18 protein-coding genes and 1 pseudogene are annotated in these 19625 nt (G+C 70.0%); 9 read left to right on the top strand and 10 right to left on the bottom strand.

Annotated elements, in window-relative coordinates; translation table 11 throughout:
* The first annotated feature begins 18 nt into the window (after positions 1-18).
* The 7 genes from cysC to EDD92_RS36095 all read left to right on the top strand — a co-directional run bounded on the left by cysC (position 19) and on the right by EDD92_RS36095 (position 6582).
* Complete coding sequence (gene cysC / locus EDD92_RS36130; protein ID WP_030940222.1) at positions 19-555, top strand: adenylyl-sulfate kinase; 537 nt, start codon at positions 19-21, stop codon at positions 553-555.
* Positions 552-1490 carry a sulfate adenylyltransferase subunit CysD gene (gene cysD, locus EDD92_RS36125; protein ID WP_123968186.1) on the top strand — a complete coding sequence of 313 codons (939 nt, stop codon included), beginning with the start codon at positions 552-554 and terminating at the stop codon, positions 1488-1490. Before cysC ends, cysD begins: the two co-directional genes overlap by 4 nt.
* 2 nt (positions 1491-1492) lie before the next feature.
* Positions 1493-2821: a sulfate adenylyltransferase subunit 1 gene (locus EDD92_RS36120; protein ID WP_123968185.1), complete on the top strand. Its 1329-nt coding sequence runs from the start codon at positions 1493-1495 to the stop codon at positions 2819-2821.
* A 221-nt stretch (positions 2822-3042) separates the two neighbouring features.
* Positions 3043-4149, top strand: coding sequence for an aliphatic sulfonate ABC transporter substrate-binding protein (locus EDD92_RS36110; protein WP_123968183.1), 1107 nt, complete (start codon positions 3043-3045; stop codon positions 4147-4149).
* Positions 4150-4158: 9 nt separating this feature from the next.
* The gene (locus tag EDD92_RS36105) at positions 4159-4962 is read left to right on the top strand and encodes an ABC transporter ATP-binding protein (protein WP_123968182.1); all 804 of its coding nucleotides are present in this window, start codon (positions 4159-4161) and stop codon (positions 4960-4962) included.
* Positions 4949-5827, top strand: coding sequence for an ABC transporter permease (locus tag EDD92_RS36100; RefSeq protein WP_123968181.1), 879 nt, complete (start codon positions 4949-4951; stop codon positions 5825-5827). The genes EDD92_RS36105 and EDD92_RS36100 overlap by 14 nt, the downstream gene beginning before the upstream one ends.
* Positions 5828-5832: 5 nt before the next feature.
* Complete coding sequence (locus EDD92_RS36095; protein WP_123968180.1) at positions 5833-6582, top strand: sirohydrochlorin chelatase; 750 nt, start codon at positions 5833-5835, stop codon at positions 6580-6582.
* 13 nt (positions 6583-6595) lie between these two features.
* Here EDD92_RS36095 and EDD92_RS36090 read toward each other — a convergent pair whose 3' ends face one another.
* The 4 genes from EDD92_RS36090 to EDD92_RS36075 are packed head-to-tail and all read right to left on the bottom strand — an operon-like array spanning position 6596 to position 9529.
* Positions 6596-7225: a DsbA family protein gene (locus EDD92_RS36090; RefSeq protein WP_123968179.1), complete on the bottom strand. Its 630-nt coding sequence runs from the start codon at positions 7223-7225 to the stop codon at positions 6596-6598.
* Between the two features lie 55 nt (positions 7226-7280).
* Positions 7281-7874 carry a TIGR03086 family metal-binding protein gene (locus tag EDD92_RS36085; protein ID WP_123968178.1) on the bottom strand — a complete coding sequence of 198 codons (594 nt, stop codon included), beginning with the start codon at positions 7872-7874 and terminating at the stop codon, positions 7281-7283.
* 26 nt (positions 7875-7900) lie between these two features.
* Positions 7901-8926: a ketopantoate reductase family protein gene (locus tag EDD92_RS36080; RefSeq protein ID WP_123968177.1), complete on the bottom strand. Its 1026-nt coding sequence runs from the start codon at positions 8924-8926 to the stop codon at positions 7901-7903.
* Between the two features lie 54 nt (positions 8927-8980).
* Positions 8981-9529 carry a DUF1697 domain-containing protein gene (locus EDD92_RS36075; protein WP_123968176.1) on the bottom strand — a complete coding sequence of 183 codons (549 nt, stop codon included), beginning with the start codon at positions 9527-9529 and terminating at the stop codon, positions 8981-8983.
* 412 nt (positions 9530-9941) lie between these two features.
* On the opposite strand from EDD92_RS36075, the gene EDD92_RS36070 reads away from it, so the two are divergent.
* The gene (locus EDD92_RS36070) at positions 9942-12200 is read left to right on the top strand and encodes an MMPL family transporter (protein WP_123968175.1); all 2259 of its coding nucleotides are present in this window, start codon (positions 9942-9944) and stop codon (positions 12198-12200) included.
* Positions 12201-12252: 52 nt separating this feature from the next.
* Here EDD92_RS36070 and mgt read toward each other — a convergent pair.
* The 5 genes and pseudogenes from mgt to EDD92_RS36045 form a co-directional block, all read right to left on the bottom strand.
* Positions 12253-13510, bottom strand: a pseudogene (mgt, locus tag EDD92_RS36065) (macrolide-inactivating glycosyltransferase).
* Positions 13511-13522: 12 nt separating this feature from the next.
* Positions 13523-14302: a 23S rRNA (adenine(2058)-N(6))-methyltransferase Erm(O) gene (erm(O), locus tag EDD92_RS36060; RefSeq protein ID WP_123968173.1), complete on the bottom strand. Its 780-nt coding sequence runs from the start codon at positions 14300-14302 to the stop codon at positions 13523-13525.
* 292 nt (positions 14303-14594) lie between these two features.
* Complete coding sequence (locus EDD92_RS36055) at positions 14595-15899, bottom strand: ABC transporter substrate-binding protein (protein WP_123968172.1); 1305 nt, start codon at positions 15897-15899, stop codon at positions 14595-14597.
* Positions 15899-16732: a carbohydrate ABC transporter permease gene (locus EDD92_RS36050; protein ID WP_123968171.1), complete on the bottom strand. Its 834-nt coding sequence runs from the start codon at positions 16730-16732 to the stop codon at positions 15899-15901. The genes EDD92_RS36055 and EDD92_RS36050 overlap by 1 nt, the downstream gene beginning before the upstream one ends.
* Positions 16729-17664 (bottom strand): carbohydrate ABC transporter permease, encoded by a 936-nt coding sequence (locus EDD92_RS36045; RefSeq protein WP_123968170.1) that lies wholly within the window; start codon positions 17662-17664, stop codon positions 16729-16731. Before EDD92_RS36045 ends, EDD92_RS36050 begins: the two co-directional genes overlap by 4 nt.
* Before the next feature lie 187 nt (positions 17665-17851).
* On the opposite strand from EDD92_RS36045, the gene EDD92_RS36040 reads away from it, so the two are divergent.
* Entirely contained in the window at positions 17852-18724 is an 873-nt protein-coding gene (locus EDD92_RS36040; protein WP_123968169.1) for a phosphotransferase enzyme family protein, read from the top strand.
* Positions 18725-18854: 130 nt separating this feature from the next.
* Here the strand turns inward: EDD92_RS36040 and EDD92_RS36035 are convergent, their stop codons facing one another.
* Positions 18855-19577, bottom strand: a complete 723-nt coding sequence (locus EDD92_RS36035) for a 3'-5' exonuclease (RefSeq protein WP_123968168.1) — start codon at positions 19575-19577, stop codon at positions 18855-18857.
* Positions 19578-19625 lie beyond the last annotated feature (48 nt).

The raw sequence follows: 19625 nt of genomic DNA, 5'->3' as shown, positions 1-19625 counted from the left end.
ACGATTCAGGAGACGAACGTGACGACCGGAGCCACCGTCTGGCTCACGGGTCTGCCGAGTGCCGGCAAGACCACCATCGCGTACGAGCTGGCCGGCCGGCTGCGCGAGGAGGGCCACCTCGTCGAGGTGCTCGACGGCGACGAGATCCGCGAGTTCATCTCCGCGGGCCTCGGCTTCAGCCGCGAGGACCGGCACACCAACGTGCAGCGCATCGGCTTCCTCGCCGAACTGCTCGCCCGCAACGGCGTCAAGGCGCTCGTCCCGGTGATCGCGCCCTACGCGGACAGCCGTGAGGCGGTGCGCAAGCGCCACCAGGAGGGCGGGGCGGCGTACATCGAGGTGCATGTGGCGACTCCGGTCGAGGTGTGCTCCGTACGTGATGTGAAGGGTCTGTACGCCAAGCAGGCGGCCGGCGAGCTGACGGGGCTGACGGGTGTGGACGACCCGTACGAGGAGCCCGAGTCCCCGGACCTGCGCATCGAGTCGCAGGACCAGACCGTCCAGGAGTCCGCGGCCGCGGTCCACGCGCTGCTCACCGAAAGGGGACTGGCATGACGACGACCGTCGCTGCGGTCGAGGAGGGTACGGCCGCCCCGTACGCCCTCTCGCACCTGGACGCGCTGGAGTCCGAGGCGGTGCACATCTTCCGCGAGGTGGCGGGCGAGTTCGAGCGGCCGGTGATCCTGTTCTCCGGCGGCAAGGACTCCATCGTCATGCTGCACCTGGCGCTGAAGGCCTTCGCGCCGGCCGCGGTTCCCTTCTCGCTGCTGCACGTGGACACCGGGCACAACTTCCCCGAGGTCCTGGAGTACCGCGACCGGACGGTGGCGAAGCACGGGCTGCGGCTGCATGTCGCGTCGGTGCAGGACTACATCGACCGCGGTGTGCTCAAGGAGCGCCCGGACGGGACCCGCAACCCGCTGCAGACGCTGCCGCTGACGGAGAAGATCCAGGCGGAGAAGTTCGACGCGGTCTTCGGCGGCGGACGCCGCGACGAGGAGAAGGCCCGGGCGAAGGAGCGGGTGTTCTCCCTCCGGGACGAGTTCTCGCAGTGGGACCCGCGCCGCCAGCGCCCCGAGCTGTGGAACCTGTACAACGGCCGCCACGCACCCGGCGAGCACGTCCGCGTCTTCCCGCTGTCCAACTGGACCGAGCTGGACGTGTGGCAGTACATCGCCCGTGAGGGCATCGAGCTGCCGGAGATCTACTTCGCGCACGAGCGCGAGGTGTTCGCCCGCAGCGGCATGTGGCTGACCGCGGGCGAGTGGGGCGGGCCCAAGGACGGCGAGACCGTCGAGAAGCGGCTCGTCCGGTACCGGACCGTCGGTGACATGTCCTGCACGGGTGCCGTCGACTCGGACGCCGTGACGCTGGAGCAGGTCATCACGGAGATCGCCGCCTCCCGGCTCACCGAGCGCGGCGCCACCCGCGCCGACGACAAGATGTCCGAGGCCGCGATGGAAGACCGTAAGCGCGAGGGGTACTTCTAAGCATGAGCACCACCACGGAACTCACCGAGACCACCCTTCTGCGGTTCGCGACCGCCGGTTCGGTCGACGACGGCAAGTCCACGCTCGTCGGCCGGCTGCTGCACGACTCCAAGTCGGTCCTGGTCGACCAGCTGGAGGCCGTCGAGCGCGCCTCCGCGAGCCGCGGCCAGGACGCCCCGGACCTCGCGCTGCTGACGGACGGTCTGCGCGCCGAGCGCGAGCAGGGCATCACGATCGACGTGGCGTACCGCTACTTCGCCACGCCCCAGCGGCGGTTCATCCTCGCGGACACCCCCGGCCATGTGCAGTACACCCGCAACATGGTGACGGGTGCCTCCACCGCCGAGCTGACCGTGATCCTGGTCGACGCCCGCAACGGCGTCGTCGAGCAGACCCGGCGGCACGCCGCGATCGCCGCCCTCCTGCGCGTCCCGCACGTCGTCCTCGCCGTCAACAAGATGGACCTGGTCGAGTACCAGGAGTCGGTCTTCGCGGCGATCGCCGAGGAGTTCACGGCGTACGCGCTCGAGCTGGGCGTCCCGGAGATCACCGCGATCCCGATCTCGGCGCTCGCCGGTGACAACGTGGTGGAGCCGTCCGCGAACATGGACTGGTACGGCGGCCCGACCTTCCTGGAGCACCTGGAGACGGTCCCGGTCACCCACGACCTGAGCCACTGCCACGCGCGCCTTCCCGTGCAGTACGTGATCCGCCCGCAGACCGCCGAGCACCCGGACTACCGGGGTTACGCGGGCCAGATCGCGGCCGGGTCCTTCCACGTCGGCGAGGCCGTCACGGTGCTCCCCTCGGGCCGTGCCTCCCGCATCTCCGGCATCGACCTGCTCGGCGAGCCGGTCGACGTCGCCTGGACCACCCAGTCGGTGACGATCCTCCTGGAGGACGACATCGACATCTCGCGCGGCGACCTGATCGTGCCCAGCAAGGACGCCCCGGCTACCACTCAGGACATCGAGGCGACCGTCTGCCACGTGGCGGACCAGGCGCTGACCGTCAACCACCGGGTGCTGCTCAAGCACGGCACCCGCACGGTCAAGGCCATCGTCAAGGACATCCCGTCCCGGCTCACGCTCGACGACCTGTCCCTGCACCCGCACCCGGGACAGCTCGTCGCCAACGACATCGGCCGCGTGAAGATCCGCACGGCGGAACCGCTGCCGGTGGACTCCTACGCCGACTCGCGCCGCACGGGCTCCTTCATCCTGATCGACCCGAACGACGGCACCACGCTCACCGCGGGCATGGTCGGCGAGTCGTTCGCGTCCCCGGAGCCGGTCAAGGACGAGTCCGAAGACGACGGTTGGGACTTCTGACATGAACTCCCCGGACTACTACTCCACGTTCGCGAAGGAGGGCGGCCGCGTCGGCAGCGGTGCGCTCGGCAGCGGGCAGGGCGGAGTGGCGCGATGTGTGCGCTGACGTACGCGCACTGCCTGCGCGCCCTCACCCCCCACCGCCGTAGACGCAACCTGCCGACCTCCCGGCCACGACCTGAGAGACCGTGACCGCCGGGCCTCCGAGAGGAACACCTCCCGTGCCTGCTACATCCGCTCGTCGCCGCACCTTCGCGGTCCTTGCCGCGCTCCCCATCCTCACGCTGGCCGCTTGCGGCTACGGGTCCAAGTCCACGACCGACAACTCCAAGGAGAAGGTCGCCGCCGGGTCGTCGAAGGTCGAGGGTCTCGACTCCGTCAAGATCGGCTACTTCGGCAACCTGACCCACGGCACCGCGCTCGTCGCGCGTCAGCAGGGCCTCTTCCAGAAGGAGCTGGGCGCCACCAAGGCGGACTACCAGATCTTCAACGCGGGCCCGTCCGAGATCGAGGCGCTCAACTCCGGCTCCCTCGACATCGGCTGGATCGGCCCGTCCCCGGCGATCAACGGCTACACCAAGTCCAAGGGCACCAACCTCAAGATCATCGGCGGTTCGGCGTCCGGCGGAGTGAAGCTGGTCGTCAACCCGAAGAAGATCAAGTCCCTCAAGGACGTCAAGGGCAAGAAGATCGCCACCCCGCAGCTCGGCAACACGCAGGACGTGGCGTTCCTCAACTGGATCGCGGACCAGGGCTGGAAGGTCGACGCGAACACCGGCAAGGGCGATGTCTCGGTGGTCCGCACCGACAACAAGATCACCCCGGATGCCTACAAGTCCGGTGCCATCGACGGCGCCTGGGTGCCGGAGCCGACCGCGTCCAAGCTGGTCGCCGAGGGCGGCAAGGTGCTGCTCGACGAGGCGTCGCTGTGGCCGGACAAGAAGTTCGTGATCACGAACATCGTCGTGCGGCAGGCGTTCCTCAAGGAGCACCCGAAGGCCGTCGAGGCCGTTCTGAAGGCCTCGGTCGAGGCCAACAAGTGGATCAACGCCAATTCGGACCAGGCGAAGGCGGTGGCGAACAAGCAGCTGGAGGCCGACTCCGGCAAGGCGCTCAAGGCGAACGTCCTCGACCCGGCGTGGAAGTCCATCCAGTTCACCGACGACCCGCTGGCCGCCACCCTCAACACCGAGGCGGCTCACGCGGTGAAGGCCGGTCTGCTGGACAAGCCGAACCTGAAGGGGATCTACGACCTGACGATCCTCAACAAGGTACTCAAGGCCGAGGGCGGGGCCAGTGTTTCCGACGCCGGTCTCGGCAGCAGCTGACAAGTCCCGATGAGTTCCCAGGAGGTGACGACCATGGCCACGACCCTCGCCAAGGCCGACGCGACCGTCGAGTACGCGGCGCGGCTTGAGCACGTCTCGAAGTCCTTCGCGGGACCAGGCGGGCAGCAGCTCGTCCTGGACGACATCAGCATCGATGTCGCTCCGGGCGAGTTCGTCACCCTCCTGGGAGCCTCGGGCTGCGGCAAGTCCACGCTGCTGAACCTGGTGGCGGGGCTGGACAAGCCGACCGTCGGTTCGATCGCGACCGATGGCCGTCCGGCCCTGATGTTCCAGGAGCACGCCCTCTTCCCGTGGCTGACTGCGGGCAAGAACATCGAACTCGCCCTCAAGCTCAGGGGAGTTCCGAAGAACGAGCGCCGCGACAAGGCCGAGCACCTGCTCGAGCTCGTGCGGCTGAAGGGCGCGTACGGCAAGCGCGTGCACGAGCTGTCGGGCGGTATGCGCCAGCGCGTGGCGCTGGCCCGCGCACTCGCCCAGGAGAGCAACCTGCTGTTGATGGACGAGCCGTTCGCGGCCCTCGACGCCATCACGCGGGATGTGCTGCACGACGAGCTGACCCGCATCTGGGCGGAGACCGGTGTGTCCGTCCTCTTCGTCACGCACAACGTGCGCGAGGCGGTACGGCTCGCGCAGCGGGTCATCCTGCTGTCGTCGCGCCCCGGCCGGATCGCGCGCGAGTGGACGGTCGACATCCCGCAGCCGCGGCGCATCGAGGACGCCCCCGTGGCCGAACTGTCCCTTGAGATCACCGATGTACTGCGTGGGGAGATCCGCCGTCATGGCCAGCACTGAGACGACGCCGGCCCAGGACGCCGGAAGCGTCGAGGCGGGCCTCGACGCGCTGGAGACCACGGCCACCGGCCGTACACCCTTCAGCCAGACCTTCAAGAACAAGATCCTGCCGCCCATCATCGCCATCGCCGTGGTGCTGGTGGCCTGGAGCCTCCTCTACCCGGTCGTCGACGACCCGTCGAAGCTGCCCTCCCCCGGCGCTGTGTGGGCCGAGGTCGAGGACCAGTGGCTCAAGGGGACCCTGCTCGACTACATCTGGGGCAGTGTCTCCCGCGGTCTGCTGGGCTTCCTGCTCGCGCTGGCCATCGGTACGCCGCTGGGCCTGCTGGTGGCGCGGGTGAGGTTCGTTCGCGCGGCGATCGGCCCGATCCTCTCCGGCCTGCAGTCGCTGCCCTCGGTCGCCTGGGTCGCGCCCGCGGTGATCTGGCTGGGCCTGAACAACTCCGTGATGTTCACGGTGATCCTGCTGGGCGCCGTCCCCTCGATCGCCAACGGCCTGGTGTCGGGCGTCGACCAGGTGCCCCCGCTGTTCCTGCGCGCGGGCCGCACTCTGGGCGCGACGGGACTGAGCGGCACCTGGCACATCGTGATGCCGGCGGCACTGCCCGGCTATGTGGCCGGCCTGAAGCAGGGCTGGGCGTTCTCCTGGCGCTCGCTGATGGCCGCCGAGATCATCGCCCAGTCCCCGGACATGGGCATGGGTCTGGGCCAGCTGCTGGAGGTGGGCCGCACCAACAGCAGCATGGCGACGGTCTTCCTCGCCATCCTGCTCATCCTGTTCGTCGGCATAGCCATCGACCTGCTGATCTTCAGCCCGCTGGAGCGGTGGGTGCTGCGCAGCCGCGGTCTGCTGGTGAAGAGCTGAGTCCCATGCACCCTTCGAAGCCCGTCCTCCTCGTCATCGCCCACGGCAGCCGCGACCCGCGGCACGCCGCGACGGTGCACGATCTCGTACGCCGGGTGCGCTCGCTGCGCCCGGACGTACGGGTGGAGACGGGCTTCCTGGACTTCAACGTCCCCTCGGTGCACGGGGTGCTGGAGTCCCTGGCGGCGGAGGGCGTCCGTGACGTCGTAGCCCTCCCCCTGCTGCTGACGCGCGCGTTCCACGCGAAGGCGGACATCCCGGCGGTCCTGCGGGATGCGCCGCCGTCGCTCCGCATCCGCCAGGCGGACGTGCTCGGCCCGTCCCCGCTGCTTCTGTCGGCGCTCGAGCGCCGTCTGTACGAGGCGGGGCTCAGCCCTGCCGACAAGTCCTCGACCGGGGTCGTGCTGGCCTCGGCGGGGTCCACCGACCCGGAGGCGATCGCAGTGATCGCAGAAATCGCGCGGGAGTGGCGGCACACCGGTTGGTGCGCCGTGCGGCCTGCGTTCGCCTCCGCATCCCTGCCGCGCACCGAGGACGCGGTCCGCGAACTGCGGGCGCTGGGCTGCAAGCAGGTGGCCGTGGCGCCGTACGTCCTGGCACCCGGCTTCCTGCCGGACCGCATCGCACGGGGCGCGGCGGAGGCGGATGTTCTCGCCGACGTGCTGGGAGCGGCACCGGAAGTGGCACGGGTGCTCCTGCACAGGTACGACGAGGCGTCCGCTCGTGCGCTGCTGCCGGTGCGGGCGAGCGCCTGAGGGGCGACTGGGGCTAGTCGAAGGACAGCCCACCCGTGCGGGTGCGCTTCAGCTCGAAGAAGTCGGGGTGGCTGGCCAACACCCGGAAGCTGTCGAAGAGTTCGGCCGCTCGCGCGCCACGCGGAATGGCCCGCAGTACGGGCCCGAACCACACCGTTCCGTCGACATGGATGGTGGGCGTGCCCACATAGCCGCCCGATTCCGGCTCGGTGCCCGCCTCGTGGCTGCGGCGTACGGCCTCGTCGTACGACGGGTCGTGCGCGGCGGACGCGAGATCCGCGGGGAGGCCGAGTTCGGCGAGGGAATCGGTGATCACCGCGTCGAAGTCGTCCGTCTTGCGCTCGTGGATACGGGTGCCGAAAGCCGTGTACAGGTCACGCAGGACCTTCTCGCCGTGCCGCTCGGCGGCGGCCACCGCGACCCGTACCGGACCGATCGACTTGTCGACCAACTCCCGGTACCAGTCGGGGAGTTCATTGCCGACGTTGTGCAGGTAGAGGCTCATCGCGTGGAAGCGGAGGTCGAGCGGGCGCTCGCGCTCGACCTCCAGGAGCCAGCGGGAGGTGATCCAGGCGAAGGGGCACGCGGGGTCGAACCAGAAGTCGACTCGGGTGGGAGAGGCGGCGGGCGAGGTGTTCGTCATGGAGTCGACGCTAGTGGCCAGGTGGTGCAGTGTCCCGGCCCAATTCAAGGCTTGCTCATTGGCCCAATTCGGGGTCCCGCCCACTGGCGGCGAGCGCCCGGTCGAACATCGGGGCGTCGTCCGGCACCGGTACCGGATCGGCGAAGCCGTCGTACTGCCGGTAGAGCTCGCCGTGCTTCTCGACCACGTCGAGGACGAAGCGGGCCGCGTCGTCCGAGACGTGGAACTTCTGGCCGGTGGCGGTGGCGACGTCCCAGCCGTGCACCGCCATCTCCTTGATGACCATCGAGGCGATCTCGGCGGCGGGCATCTTCGCCATGCCGAGGTCGACCTCGCCCTCCCACACCGCGGGATCGGCCCAGGCCGCGACCGCGCGGTCCAGCTGGGCGGCGTAGGCGGCCGGCCAGTCGGGGTCGGCGGTGAAGTCGCGGGCGGTCAGCTCCTCGGGGAGCTGCTTGCGCAGGGCGCGGTGCTCCAGGCCGTGGGAGGTGTAGAGGACCCAGTGGTTGACCAGGGCGCGGACGTCCCAGTCGCCGCAGTGGGTGGGATTGCCGAGCCGGTCCGCCGGGACGCCGCGCGCAACGCGCGCCGCCTCGGCGGCACACTCGGTCATGTATGTGTGCAGGTGCTTAGGGTCGTCGTACGTCATGCACTACACGCTAGGGAGGCGGCCACTCAGGTTTCTTGAACAAACGCGACAGCGTCGTCGGCGAGACGGACGAGTTCGCCGATCGACATCGAGCCGGGTGCCCGGCGCTCGCGCGCGAAGGTGTTTGCGAGGCGCTGGAGGAGCTCGTTGAGCGGGGTCGGTACGCCGTGCAGGCGGCCCAGCAGGGCGATCTCGCCGTTGAGGTGGTCGGCCTCGATGGTTCCGGTGCCGCGGGTGAGGGACTGCCAGGAGGAGCCGCCGCCGCGCGGGGCGCCGTCGAGGGGAAGGAGGTCGACCTTGTGGCCGCGTACCGCCTTCTGCTCCTCAGCGCTCGCGTAGGCGATCCCGGCAGCGTCGAGCACGACCTCGCCTTCGGCGCGCACGCGCGCGTACAGCGCCACGGCCTCGTCACCGGCGATCGGCCCGGCGACCGCCTCCAGCGCGTTGCCCAGGTTGGACAGCAGCTTGGCGTACTGCCAGCGCGCGACGTCCGGCACGACCGGCGTCTCGAAGAACCCCGTCTTCTCCAGGTCGGCGGCGACCAGTCGGACCGTCTCGTCGGTGCCGTGGGGGTGGCGGCCCAGGTGCAGGATGCCGGTCAGCGGGGCGCCTGCGGCGGAGACCACGCCCGGTTCGACGAACGTCGACGGCAGCCAGACGCAGACGCCGTACACCCGCCGGAAGACCCGCAGGGCGAGCCGCTGGCCCTCCACTCCGTTCTGCGCGCAGAACAACGGCAATCGCTCGGCCGCCGTGCCGCCGCCCGCGACCGGCGCCGGGCCCCAGGCCTGCAGCGCACTCACCGTGTCCTGGGTCTTCACGGCGATGATGAGCACGTCGTCGGCCCTCAACTCGCCCAGCTCGCCCGGCCCTTCGACGGTCTGCAGCCGGTAGGTGTACTCGCCGTCCGGCACCTTCAGCCGCAGCCCGCCGTCCCGCAGCGCCGCGTGCTGCGGGCCCCGCGCGACCAGAACCACCTCGTGCCCCGCCTGCGCGAGACGCCCGCCGATCGAACCGCCGACGGCTCCCGCTCCAATGATGATGTAACGCATGGGACGAGCCTCGCACAGTCGTGTGTACCTGCCATGAAGGGCCGGGTCGCGCGGTCACTCCGCCGTGAGCTCCACCAGCTTCACGACGGTGTTCCAGTTGCGGCTCGTGGCGATCAGGCCTTTGTTGATACGGGGTTTGGCGAGGTGGACGGCGAGCTGGGAGCGGCCTAGACCGTCCGGCGCGTACAGGTACAGGGCGCGGTCGCCGAGCCGGAACTCCTCCGGGAGATAGGCCTCCCGGTCGATCTCCGCGAACCGTTCGGCGTCGACCGGGCCGGAGAAGTAGGTGACGTGGAGCTGTTTGGCTTCCAGTTCGGCGGCCGGGAACGGGCAGGCCTCGGCGACCGCCTTGAGGTAGGCGTGGTCGCGCACGATCACGTCGACGGCGAACCCGAAGTGCTGCTGGATCGCCTGCGCCAGTTCGGCGGCCAGGGACTCCTCGTCGCCGTGGTCGGACGCGAAGACGGCCTGGCCGCTCTGCAGATGGGTGCGTACGCCGTCATAGCCGAGGCCGTCCATCAGCTGCCGCAGTTCGGCCATCGGGAGCTTCTTCTTGCCGCCCACGTTGATCCCGCGCAGCAGCGCCGCATACGTCGTCGTCATGGCGCACACCATAAAGCGGCCGTCGTGCCCCGTGGGGGTGGGCACGACGGCCGTCGCGTCCGCGCGGGGCGGACTGCCCGAAACTCTGTCCGAACCCGAGGGTGCGGATCAACCGATACACGCACCTGTGACTTGTTCAACAAGGTTTCGTAATAACGAGCAATAACAAAGGGGAGCGATGCCGACGGACCGGACACCTGATCTCCATCCCTGATCTTCATCCCCGAGAAGTCCCGATAGATGTAAGGGGCCAACGTCCTCCCCAGCGATGAGACACCGGCGTCCGACGGGAGGACCCGCTCCCGCCGCACTTCACCAGGCAGCACGACGAGACGCGCTTATCCGGCCCATACCTTCGAAGCGAAAGGTGGCGGCAGGGGGCTGTCACCGGATACGAGGGGGCAAGCCCATCATGGGGAACGGAGATTCGCGGGTGCGGGGCATAGCCGCCCGGGCCGGCGGCTGGAGCGCCCGGCACCGATGGGCTGCCGTCGGCATCTGGCTGCTGTTCGTCGTCCTGGCGATGGGGCTCGGTTCGGCCGCCGGCCGGGTCGACGTCAAGGAGAGCGAACAGCTCAAGGGTGAGACACACACCGCCGCCAAGATCATCGAGGATGCGGGGATCGAGGAACCGGCCAGCGAGACGGTCCTGATCCAGGCGAAGGGCGGCCAGCTCAAGGCCACCGACGCCGAGTTCAAGTCCGCCGTCGACGCAGTCGTGAAGGCCGTCGACGGGACCGGCAAGGTCACGGACGTGAAGTCGCCGTACGTCACGAACACGATCTCGAAGGACGGCCGCAGCGCGCTGGTGCAGTTCGACATGCGCGGCGACGCCGAGACCGCGTACGAGCGCGTGGAGCCGGTGCTGAAGGCCGTCGCGGGAGCGCAGAAGGAGCACGGGACGCTGCGGATCGAGGAGATCGGCAGCGCCAGTATGAACAAGACGTTCAAGGACGCTTTCGGCGACGACTTCAAGAAGGCCGAACTCTCCGCGGTGCCGGTGGCTCTCGGCATTCTGCTCATCGCCTTCGGCGCGCTGGTGGCCGCGCTGCTGCCGGTGGCGCTGGCGATCACCGCGATCATGGCGACGATGGGCCTGATGGGCGTCGTCAGCCATGTGATGCCGATGAGCGACACCGCCAACTCCGTGATGCTGCTGGTCGGTCTGGCGGTCGGCGTCGACTACTGCCTGTTCTATCTGCGCCGTGAGCGCGAGGAGCGTGCGGCCGGGAGGGACGCGCAGACCGCTCTGCGGATCGCCGCCGCCACCAGCGGCCGGGCGATCGTCGTCTCCGGCATCACCGTGTGCGTGGCGATGGCGGGCATGCTGTTCACCGGGCTCGTCACGTTCCAGGGGATGGGTCTGGCCTCGCTGATCGTCGTGGCGGTCGCCATGGTCGGGTCGGTGACGGTGCTGCCCGCGCTGCTCTCACTGCTGGGCGAGCGGGTCGAGAAGGGGCGGATTCCCTTCCTGCGCAAGGCGATGGAGCGCCGGGCCGCCCGCACGGGCGGGGAGAGCCGGTTCTGGACCGCGGTCCTGCGCGGTGTGCTCGCCAAGCCGCTCGTCTCCGTGCTCGTCGCGGCCGGTGCACTGCTGGCCATCGCGGCTCCGGCACTCGGCATGAAGACCCAGAACCTCACACTGGACCAGGAGTTCGGCGACTCGCTGCCGATCGTGCAGACGTACAACCGGGTCAACGACGCCTTCCCGGGCGGCTCCGAGCCGGCCGAGGTCGTCGTCAAGGCGAAGGACATCAACGCGCCCGAGGTGAAGTCGGCGCTCGCCGACTTCAAGGCGCGGGCGATCAGTTCGGGCGCCTCCCGCGGCCCGGTCCAGATCACGCTGCACGACGCGCAGAACATCGCCTACGTCTATGTCCCGCTGGTCGGCGGCTCCGACCTGGACAAGGCGGGCGCCAGCCTGGAGAAGCTGCGCGACGAGGTGCGGCCGGCCACACTCGGCACGGTCGACGGCGTCCAGGCGCCGATCACCGGACAGGTCGCCGGCTCGCAGGACTTCAACGACCAGCTCGGCGGCGCCGTGATCCCGGTGTTCGCGTTCGTCGTGGTCTTCGCCTTCCTGCTGATGCTGCTGTCGTTCCGCTCGCTGACGGTCGCGATCACGTCGATCCTGCTCAACCTGCTGTCGGTGGGCGCGGCCTACGGCATCCTCGTCGCCGTCTTCCAGCACGGCTGGGGTGCTTCGCTGGTGGGCGCGGAGGGGGTCGGCGCGATCATCACCTGGCTGCCGCTGTTCCTGTTCGTGATCCTGTTCGGGCTGAGCATGGACTACCACGTGTTCGTGGTCTCGCGGATCCGCGAGGCGCGGCTGCGCGGCCGTACGACCAGGGATGCCATCCAGCACGGTGTGGTCACCACGGCCGGTGTCGTCACCAGCGCCGCGGTCATCATGGTCGCCGTGTTCGCGATCTTCGGCACGCTGTCCATGCAGTCCATGAAGCAGATGGGCGTCGGCCTCGCGGCCGCGGTCCTCATCGACGCGACGATCATCCGGGGTGTGCTGCTCCCGGCGGTCATGGCGCTGCTGGGCGAGCGCAACTGGTATCTGCCGAGGTGGCTGCACCGGCTGCCGGACCTGACGCACGACGAGTCGGCGGAGGTCATCACGCACTCGGTGCGGCGCGACGAGGGTGAGCGACTGGGCGTCTGACCCCTCACCGACCGAGGGCCTGCCGGCCACAGGGGAGCCGGCGGGCCCTCGCTCATGCCCGCTGCGCGTTCAACTCGGCCTCGATCAGATCGGCCGCCCGCCGGGTGCCGCCCTCCTTCGCCATGTCGGCCTGGATCTCCTTCAGTCTGCGGGCGACCTCGGGATCGTCGACCAGGGCGAGGGCGGTCCTGCGCAGGGTGTCTGCGGTGGCCTCCGCCGTGGGGACCTGACGGGCGACGCCGAGAGCCTGCAGCATGTCCGCGTTGCCGAACTGGTCGACGGCCTGCGGTACGGCGATCATCGGTGTGGCGGTGGCCAGACCCTCCTGGCTGCCACCCGCCCCGGCGTGGGTGACGAACAGGTCGGCCTGCCGGAGCACCGCCAACTGCGGCACCCAGGAACGCACTTCCACGTTCGCCGGTACGTCCCCGAGCGCCTCGGGGTCCACGCGCCTGCCGATCTGCAGGACGAGATGCCAGCCGGTCAGGCCGCCGAACGCCTCGACACACTCCCGGTAGAAGCCGGGCCGGTCGGTGAAGGTCGAGCCCAACGACACCAGCGCCACCTTCCCGGCTCCGGCCGGCCGCTGCCAGTCGCCCTCCGTGGTGCGGTCGCCCTGGCAGGCGCCGACGAAGGTGTACCGGGTCTCGTCGACCCGGTCGGCGTTGGGCTGAAGCGCCTTGGGGATCAGGACGAGCGAGCGGTCGGGGCGGCCCGCGAAGCGGTCCGGGTGCTGCGTGACGCCGTTCTCTTCCAGCCAGGCCTGGAAGCGGGTGTAGTAGGCCTGTCCGCGCGGCGTGCTCTTCGGCTCCGCCCACATCGGCTCGGCGACCTCCTCCTCGTACCCCTCCCAGGCGACGAGGTTCGGCGAGAGCGAGATCGCGGGGACGCCCCAGCGGTGGGCGAGGACGCGGGCCGGATACGCCGTGATGTCGTGCAGCACGAGGTCCGGTACGTCCCCGTCGTACGCCTCGGCCAGCTGCGGCAGCGCCTGGATCGCGTCTTCGAGGAACAGCTCGACATGGTCCAGCAGTTCACTCCCCCACGCCGCCGGGTCCGCGTCGGGCCCCGGCAGCGTGGACTTCCACAGCATCGGCTCGGCGCCCGTCTCGGCGACCTTCTCCGCGAACGCCGGCGGGATCGCATACGTGACCCGGTGTCCGCGGGCGACGAGCTCGCGGATCACCTCGAGGCTGGGGTTCACATGGCCGTGGGCGGCGACGGAGAACATGGCGACGTGGGCGGGACGGGGTGTGGGGGTCTTGGTAGACATGCCGTCGAAAGTAGACGAGACGATACGTCTCGTCCAATTGATTTGAAGGTCATCCCGTCAGCACCTCGTGCAGCCTCAGCCACCGCCTCGGTGCCACTTCCCCGACCAGTACCCGGGGATCCAGATCCGCCGCCCGGAAGGCGGCGTCCACCCGGCGCCTCGGATGTGCACGTCGCAGCGAGGCGTGCAGCGAGCCGCCCACGCCCGAGAAACCCAGCTCGACGAGGCACCGCCAGCTGTCGTACGCGGCGGGTTCGAGCAGCGGGGTGCGGCGCCGTTCGATGCGTACGATCCCGGCGTCGACGCGGGGCACGGGCCGGAACCGTGTCCTGGCCACGCGGCCGACCAGCCGCCACTCGTGGCGGGGCCAGCTGCGGACGGTGAGCAGGGTCCAGCTCCCGTAGTCGCCCGTGCGCTTGCGGGCGTACTCGAGCTGGGTGAGCAGGGTGGCATCGGTGAGCGCGGGGGCCCGCAGGCACCAGTCGACGATGGCCGCGGTGCGGGAGAAGGGCACGTTCCCGGCGACGGAGAAGGGGGTGCGCGGGGGCCGCGCGGCGAGGAAGTCCCCGCCGATCACCCGCACCCGGGCCGTGCCGGAGAACCGGGTGCGCAGCACGGGGACGAGCCTTCGGTCGATCTCGTACGCGCGCAGTTCGCGGCAGCGCGGGGCGAGCCGTTCGGTCAACGCGCCTTCTCCTGCGCCGACTTCGAGCAGCAGGGGGGCCTGACGTCCCTGCGGGACGGCGAGCCGGGCGATGTGTTCGGCGGTGGCGCGGTCGGCGAGAAAGTTCTGCGAGAGCGCGCGGGAAACGGGGCTGGGGCGGGCCATGGCCTGCGGTCCTTGTCTTCCGGGAAGGGGGAACGGGCAGCCGAAGGCCCTGACCGGAAGGCAAGAAAAGAAGAGAAAGAACGGGGGCGGATCGCACCGCGTGTGATCAGCGGGTGGGGCTCCCCGGGCCGGTCAGGGCTCCGAGGCCACGACGCATCCGGATGGAGTACGTGCAGCCCCGGCCGAGACCGGAGTTGATGATCGCGTTGTTCGCTGCCACGAACGGCACGCTAGGCGGACGGCCGTACGCCGGGCAACGGGTTTTCCGTGACAGCCGCCCGGCTGCCGGCTGTCACCGCTGGTACCGCGCCAGCACCAGATTGCCGTCCTTCTCCAGCCGTCTGCGCAGTTCGCCGAGGCCGATCGCCCCGCTGTAGTACTCCTGGAACGCAGGGGTCGCCACCTTGTCCTTCCACTCGGGGTAGCCGCGGACGGACTGGGCGGGCGCCGAGCGGAGGTGGGCGGCCAGGGCGGTGCCGGTGGCCCAGCCGTTCTTGGCCGAGTGCAGGGCGGGGTCCTTGAGCGCCTGGGTGCCCGTCGGCAGCATCCAGTCCCCCAGCGCCAGCCGCACCATGTTCTTCGGCCGGAGCAGGTAGTCGACGAACTCGGCGGCCTCCTTCTTGTGCGGGCTGTCCTCTGCCACGGACAGCGTCTGCGGGCTGACGCCCTGGGTGAGTCCGTCGGTGCCGGCCGGGGCGGGCAGCACCTGCCAGTCGAAGCCCTTCGGCGCCTGCTGCACTATCTGCTGGCGGTAGGAGAAGCCGAGCGGCACCATCGCGTACTTACCGCCGAAGAAGCCGGGCAGGGTGTCCGAGCCGCCGCTGCCCAGGGTGGTGGGCGAGGCGCTGTGGTCGGTGTTCGCCTGGTCGTGGACCGTGCGCGGCACGACCTGGTCGGCCGCTTCGAATCGGACCGTGATCTTGCCGTCCGTACCCCGGTGGAACAGCCGGCCGCCCGTCGACAGAGACAGGTTGAGGGTGGCGGAGACGGGCTCCTTGAGCGGCCAGGCGACACCGTATTTCCCGTTGCCGCTCAGCCTCTTCGTCACATTCCGGAACTCCGCCCAGCTCCATGGCCGTTCGGGCGTCGGTATCCGTACCCCCGACTCCTTCAGCCAGGTCGCGTTGGCGATGAGGACGCGCGGCTCCTGGAGAAAGGGCACGCCGTAGATGCCGTCGCCGAAGGTCGCCGCCTGCCAGCTCCGCTGCGGGATGTCCGACTTGAGCCGCTGGGGCAGCAGGTCGGTCAGATCGGCGAGGTAGCCGCCGTAGGCGAAGTCCGCGAGGTCGTCCGAGGCGTCGTGAATGATGTCGGGCGCCTCACCGCCCTCGAAGGAAGTGAGGAGCTGGTCATGGACACTGTCCCAACTCCCCTGTACATACTCGACCTTGACGTCCGGATGGCTCGCGTTCCACTCCTTCACCAGCTCCTTGTTGGCCTCGACGGACTCCTGCTGCCAGGCCAGGGACTGGAAACGGAGAGTGATCCGTCCGCTCGCCGGGCCACTGCCGCCGCCGGTACAGCCGGCCAGCAGCAGCGTGAGGACGAGGGCCAGAACACCTCCTGCGTGTCCCCTGAATCCGGTTCTGCTGGGCATCAGTTCTTCACCGCCCCGGTGAGCATGCCGCCCGTGATCCGCCGCTGAATGACCGCGAAGACGACCAGTGAGGGAAGGGTGGCGAGAAACGCGGCAGCCGCCAGCGGGCCGAGATCCGCGACGCCTTCTGCTCCGATGAAATGGCTGAGCACGACCGGCAGGGTCTGTCTGTCCGGCGTTTTCAGCAGGACCAGCGCGAAGAAGAACTCGTTCCATGCGGTGACGAACGCGAACAGCCCCGTCGCCGCGATCCCGGGCGCGAGCAGCGGCGCCACCACCGACACCAGCGTCCGCACCCGCCCCGCCCCGTCGACCGCGGCCGCCTCCTCGACCTCGGCCGGCACCGCCCGGACATACCCGGCCAGCATCCACAGCGCGAACGGCAGCGCCCACACCACGTACACCAGCGTCAGCCCCGCCGGCGAGTTGATCAGGCGCAGGTTCTTCAGCACGAGGAACAGCGGGATGATCACCAGGACCAGCGGAAACGCCTGACTGACGACCACCCAGCCGGTGGCGGCCCGGGTCAGCGGAGTGCGGTGCCGGGCCATGACGTACGCCAGCGGGGTCGCGATCAGTACGGCGATCACCGCAGCCCCGGCCGCCGCGAGCAGGGAGTTGAGCGCGGCGTGCAGTAGTGGCTGCTCGTCGAAGGCCTGGCGGAAGTTGTCCAGGGTGGGGTGCCGGGGGATCCAGGTGGGGTGCAGGCTCCCCAGCTCGCGCGGCGACTTGAAGGCGGTGGAGACCAGCCAGAGGAAGGGGAACGCGAGGAAGACGAGATAGGCGAGCAGGGCGGCGTACTGGCCGACGCGGGTGCCGGTCCTGGTCCTCATGTGTCGTCCCCTCCCCTGAGCCGGCCGGCCAGGAAGACGGCGAGGAGCACCGAGATCAAGGCGACCATGACGCATCCCATCGCCGCCGCGTACCCGAACTGCCCGTAGCGGAAGGCCTCTTCGTAGGCGAACAGCATGGGCAGGCGGGTGCGGCCACCGGGCCCGCCGCCCGTCAGCACATAGACCAGGGCGAAGGAGTTGAAGTTCCAGATCAGGTTGAGGGCGGTGATGGCGAGCGCGACCGGTCTGAGGGCGGGCCAGGTGACCGTGCGGAAGCGCCGCCAGGCACCCGCCCCGTCGACCGCCGCCGCCTCGTGCAGTTCCCGCGGGGTGTTCTGCAGTCCGGCCAGCAGCGCCACCGTGGTCTGCGGCATGCCCGCCCAGATGCCGACGACGATCACCGCGGGCAGGGCGGACCCGAGGCCGCTGAGCCAGTCCCGCCCGTCGCCGAGGCCGAGGTCGTGCAGGGTCTCGTTGAGGACGCCCGCGTCCGGGTTGTAGACCAGCCGCCACATGATGCCGACCACGACCTCGGGCATGGCCCACGGGACGATCGCGAGGGCCCGGGCGAGCCATCTCAGCCGCAGGTCCTGGTTGAGCAGCAGGGCGAGGCCGAGCGCGAGCAGGAACTGCGGCACGGTCACGCCGACCGCCCACACCAGCCCGATCCGGAACGACTCCCAGAACAGCGTGTCGTGCAGCAGGTCCTGGAAGTTGAGACCGCCGACCCACTGGGTGGACCGGGTGCGGCCCGACTGGGCGTCGGTGAAGGCCAGCAGGATCCCGTAGAGCAGGGGTCCGACGCTCAGCACGAGGATCGGGATCAGCGCGGGCAGCACCAGGACCCAGGCCCCGCGGTCCGGGATCCTACGGTCCCCGGCGGTGCGTGGCGCGCCCTGCGCCGACCGCCTCGTCGCGGTCACCAGTGTCACGTGATCGGCTCCTTTGCGCGGCTCGTGACGTTCGGACCCGGCGGGCCTTGGTCATGGTCGTGAAGGGGATATGCGCCGTCAAGGCAGTACGCACACGGTCCGACCTGTGCGAATGCGAGACTGGGCCGGTGGGTGGCGCGATCTCGACGCCGTTCACCGATGCACACGCGGACGTGGGAGGAAGGCGATGGACGAGTCACGGGCGCGGGACGTACTGGCCGCGGCGCGGGTACTGCCCGGCCCGGCGCGGGACGCGCGGCTCCTCGCCCTGGGCGAGAACGCGGTGTTCGCCTCCGGCGACCTGGTCGTCAAGGTGGGCCGTGACGCCGAACTCCTGGACCGGGCGCGCCGCGAGCTGGACATCGCGCTGTGGCTCGCCGAGGCGGGCGTGCCCGCGGTGCGGGCGGCGGAGCCCAAGCCGCTGCTGGTCGAGGGGCACCCGGTGACGGTGTGGCACCGGATGCCGGATGCCGTACGGCCGGCCGAGCCCCGGGATTTGGCCGAACTGCTACGGGTCGTCCACGCACTGCCCACTCCCCCTGTCGATTCCGTCGAACTGCCGCCCCGCGAGTTGCTGGGCGGTGTGGAACGCTGGCTGCGGCTCGCGGGCGACGCGATCGGCCCCGCGGACGCGGCGTATCTGCGCGAGCGCCGCGACGGTTTTACGGCGGCCGCCGCCGCGCTCACCCCTCATCTGCCGCCTGGGCCCATCCACGGCGATGCGCTGCCGCGCAATGTGCATGTCGGCCCGGACGGGCCTGTCCTGGTGGACCTGGAGACCTTCTCCGCGGACCTGCGCGAGCACGATCTGGTCGTCATGGCACTCTCCCGCGACCGGTATGGCATGCCGGCCGAGGCCTACGACTCCTTCACCGAGGCGTACGGGTGGGATGTGCGGGAGTGGGAGGGCTGCGGTGTGCTGCGCGGTGCGCGCGAGACGGCGAGCTGTGCGTGGGTTGCGCAGCATGCGCCGAGCAACCCCAAGGCCTTGGCCGAGTTCGAGCGGCGGGTGGCGTCGTTGCGGGACGGGGACGAGGCGGTGCGGTGGTATTCGTTCTGAGCGCCTATTGATCCGGGGGTTGTTGTTATCGGGCGGCTACGGGTCTCTTGTGGCTGGTCGCGCCCACGCGGCGGAGCCGCAAATCGACACGGCCCCGCGCCCCTTTCGGGCGTCTCCCGCGCCCTGTGAGTCAGACCGGCTCGTCCGTCAGCTCCCGTAGCGGCCATGTCCCGTCGATCACGGCGGTCGCGTCCCCCTTGCCGCGCAGGAACTTCTGGAAGTCCGCCGCCCATTCGGCGTACCACTCGATCTGGCGGCGGTGCAGTTCCGCCGGGCCGAGGGCTGCGATCTTGGGGTGGCGGGTGGCTATTGCACAGGCCAGGCCGGCTGCGGCCAGGGCGTCGGCGGAGGCGTTGTGGGCGGCGTCGAGGGTGACGCCGTATTCCGTGCAGACCGCTTCGAGGTTGCGCTTGCCGCGGCGGTAGCGGTCGACCCAGCGGTCGATGGTGTACGGGTCGATGACCGGAGCCGGGTCGACGCCGCCCAGTCGGTCGCGCAGGGACGGCAGTCCGTATCTGCGCAGTTCCGCGGAGAGCAGGCTCAGGTCGAAGGCCGCGTTGTAGGCGACGACCGGGACGCCCGTCTTCCAGTAGGTCGTGAGGACGTCCGCGATGGCGTCCGCCACCTCGTCGGCCGGGCGGCCCTCGGCGGCCGCGCGTTCGTTGCTGATCCCGTGGACCGCCACGGCGTCCGCCGGGATCTCCACGCCCGGATCCGCCAGCCACTCCCGGCGCCCCAGGGGCTGTCCGCCCCTGACCTCGATCACGGCCGCCGTGACGATGCGCGCCGCACGCGGATCGGTCCCGGTCGTCTCCAGGTCGAAGCCGATCAGCAGCTCCCGGTGCCAGCCCATGCGTGGCCCCCCTTCTTGGTGGTGCTTTCCCCCAGTGGTCTCCACCTT

Source organism: Streptomyces sp. TLI_185 (genome assembly GCF_003814765.1).
Classification (GTDB): domain Bacteria; phylum Actinomycetota; class Actinomycetes; order Streptomycetales; family Streptomycetaceae; genus Streptomyces.
Note: the sequence above shows the minus strand (reverse complement) of the source record. Positions and strands in the feature narration are given on the sequence as shown.

Bases quoted from the DNA above. Each gene is read 5' to 3' on its own strand.
- cysD (WP_123968186.1), top strand. From the start codon at position 552: ATGACGACGACCGTCGCTGCGGTCGAGGAGGGTACGGCCGCCCCGTAC.
- EDD92_RS36120 (WP_123968185.1), top strand. From the start codon at position 1,493: ATGAGCACCACCACGGAACTCACCGAGACCACCCTTCTGCGGTTCGCG.
- EDD92_RS36105 (WP_123968182.1), top strand. From the start codon at position 4,159: ATGAGTTCCCAGGAGGTGACGACCATGGCCACGACCCTCGCCAAGGCC.
- EDD92_RS36100 (WP_123968181.1), top strand. From the start codon at position 4,949: ATGGCCAGCACTGAGACGACGCCGGCCCAGGACGCCGGAAGCGTCGAG.
- EDD92_RS36095 (WP_123968180.1), top strand. From the start codon at position 5,833: ATGCACCCTTCGAAGCCCGTCCTCCTCGTCATCGCCCACGGCAGCCGC.
- EDD92_RS36090 (WP_123968179.1), bottom strand. From the start codon at position 7,225: ATGACGAACACCTCGCCCGCCGCCTCTCCCACCCGAGTCGACTTCTGG.
- EDD92_RS36085 (WP_123968178.1), bottom strand. From the start codon at position 7,874: ATGACGTACGACGACCCTAAGCACCTGCACACATACATGACCGAGTGT.
- EDD92_RS36080 (WP_123968177.1), bottom strand. From the start codon at position 8,926: ATGCGTTACATCATCATTGGAGCGGGAGCCGTCGGCGGTTCGATCGGC.
- EDD92_RS36075 (WP_123968176.1), bottom strand. From the start codon at position 9,529: ATGACGACGACGTATGCGGCGCTGCTGCGCGGGATCAACGTGGGCGGC.
- EDD92_RS36070 (WP_123968175.1), top strand. From the start codon at position 9,942: ATGGGGAACGGAGATTCGCGGGTGCGGGGCATAGCCGCCCGGGCCGGC.
- EDD92_RS36055 (WP_123968172.1), bottom strand. From the start codon at position 15,899: ATGCCCAGCAGAACCGGATTCAGGGGACACGCAGGAGGTGTTCTGGCC.
- EDD92_RS36050 (WP_123968171.1), bottom strand. From the start codon at position 16,732: ATGAGGACCAGGACCGGCACCCGCGTCGGCCAGTACGCCGCCCTGCTC.
- EDD92_RS36040 (WP_123968169.1), top strand. From the start codon at position 17,852: ATGGACGAGTCACGGGCGCGGGACGTACTGGCCGCGGCGCGGGTACTG.
- EDD92_RS36035 (WP_123968168.1), bottom strand. From the start codon at position 19,577: ATGGGCTGGCACCGGGAGCTGCTGATCGGCTTCGACCTGGAGACGACC.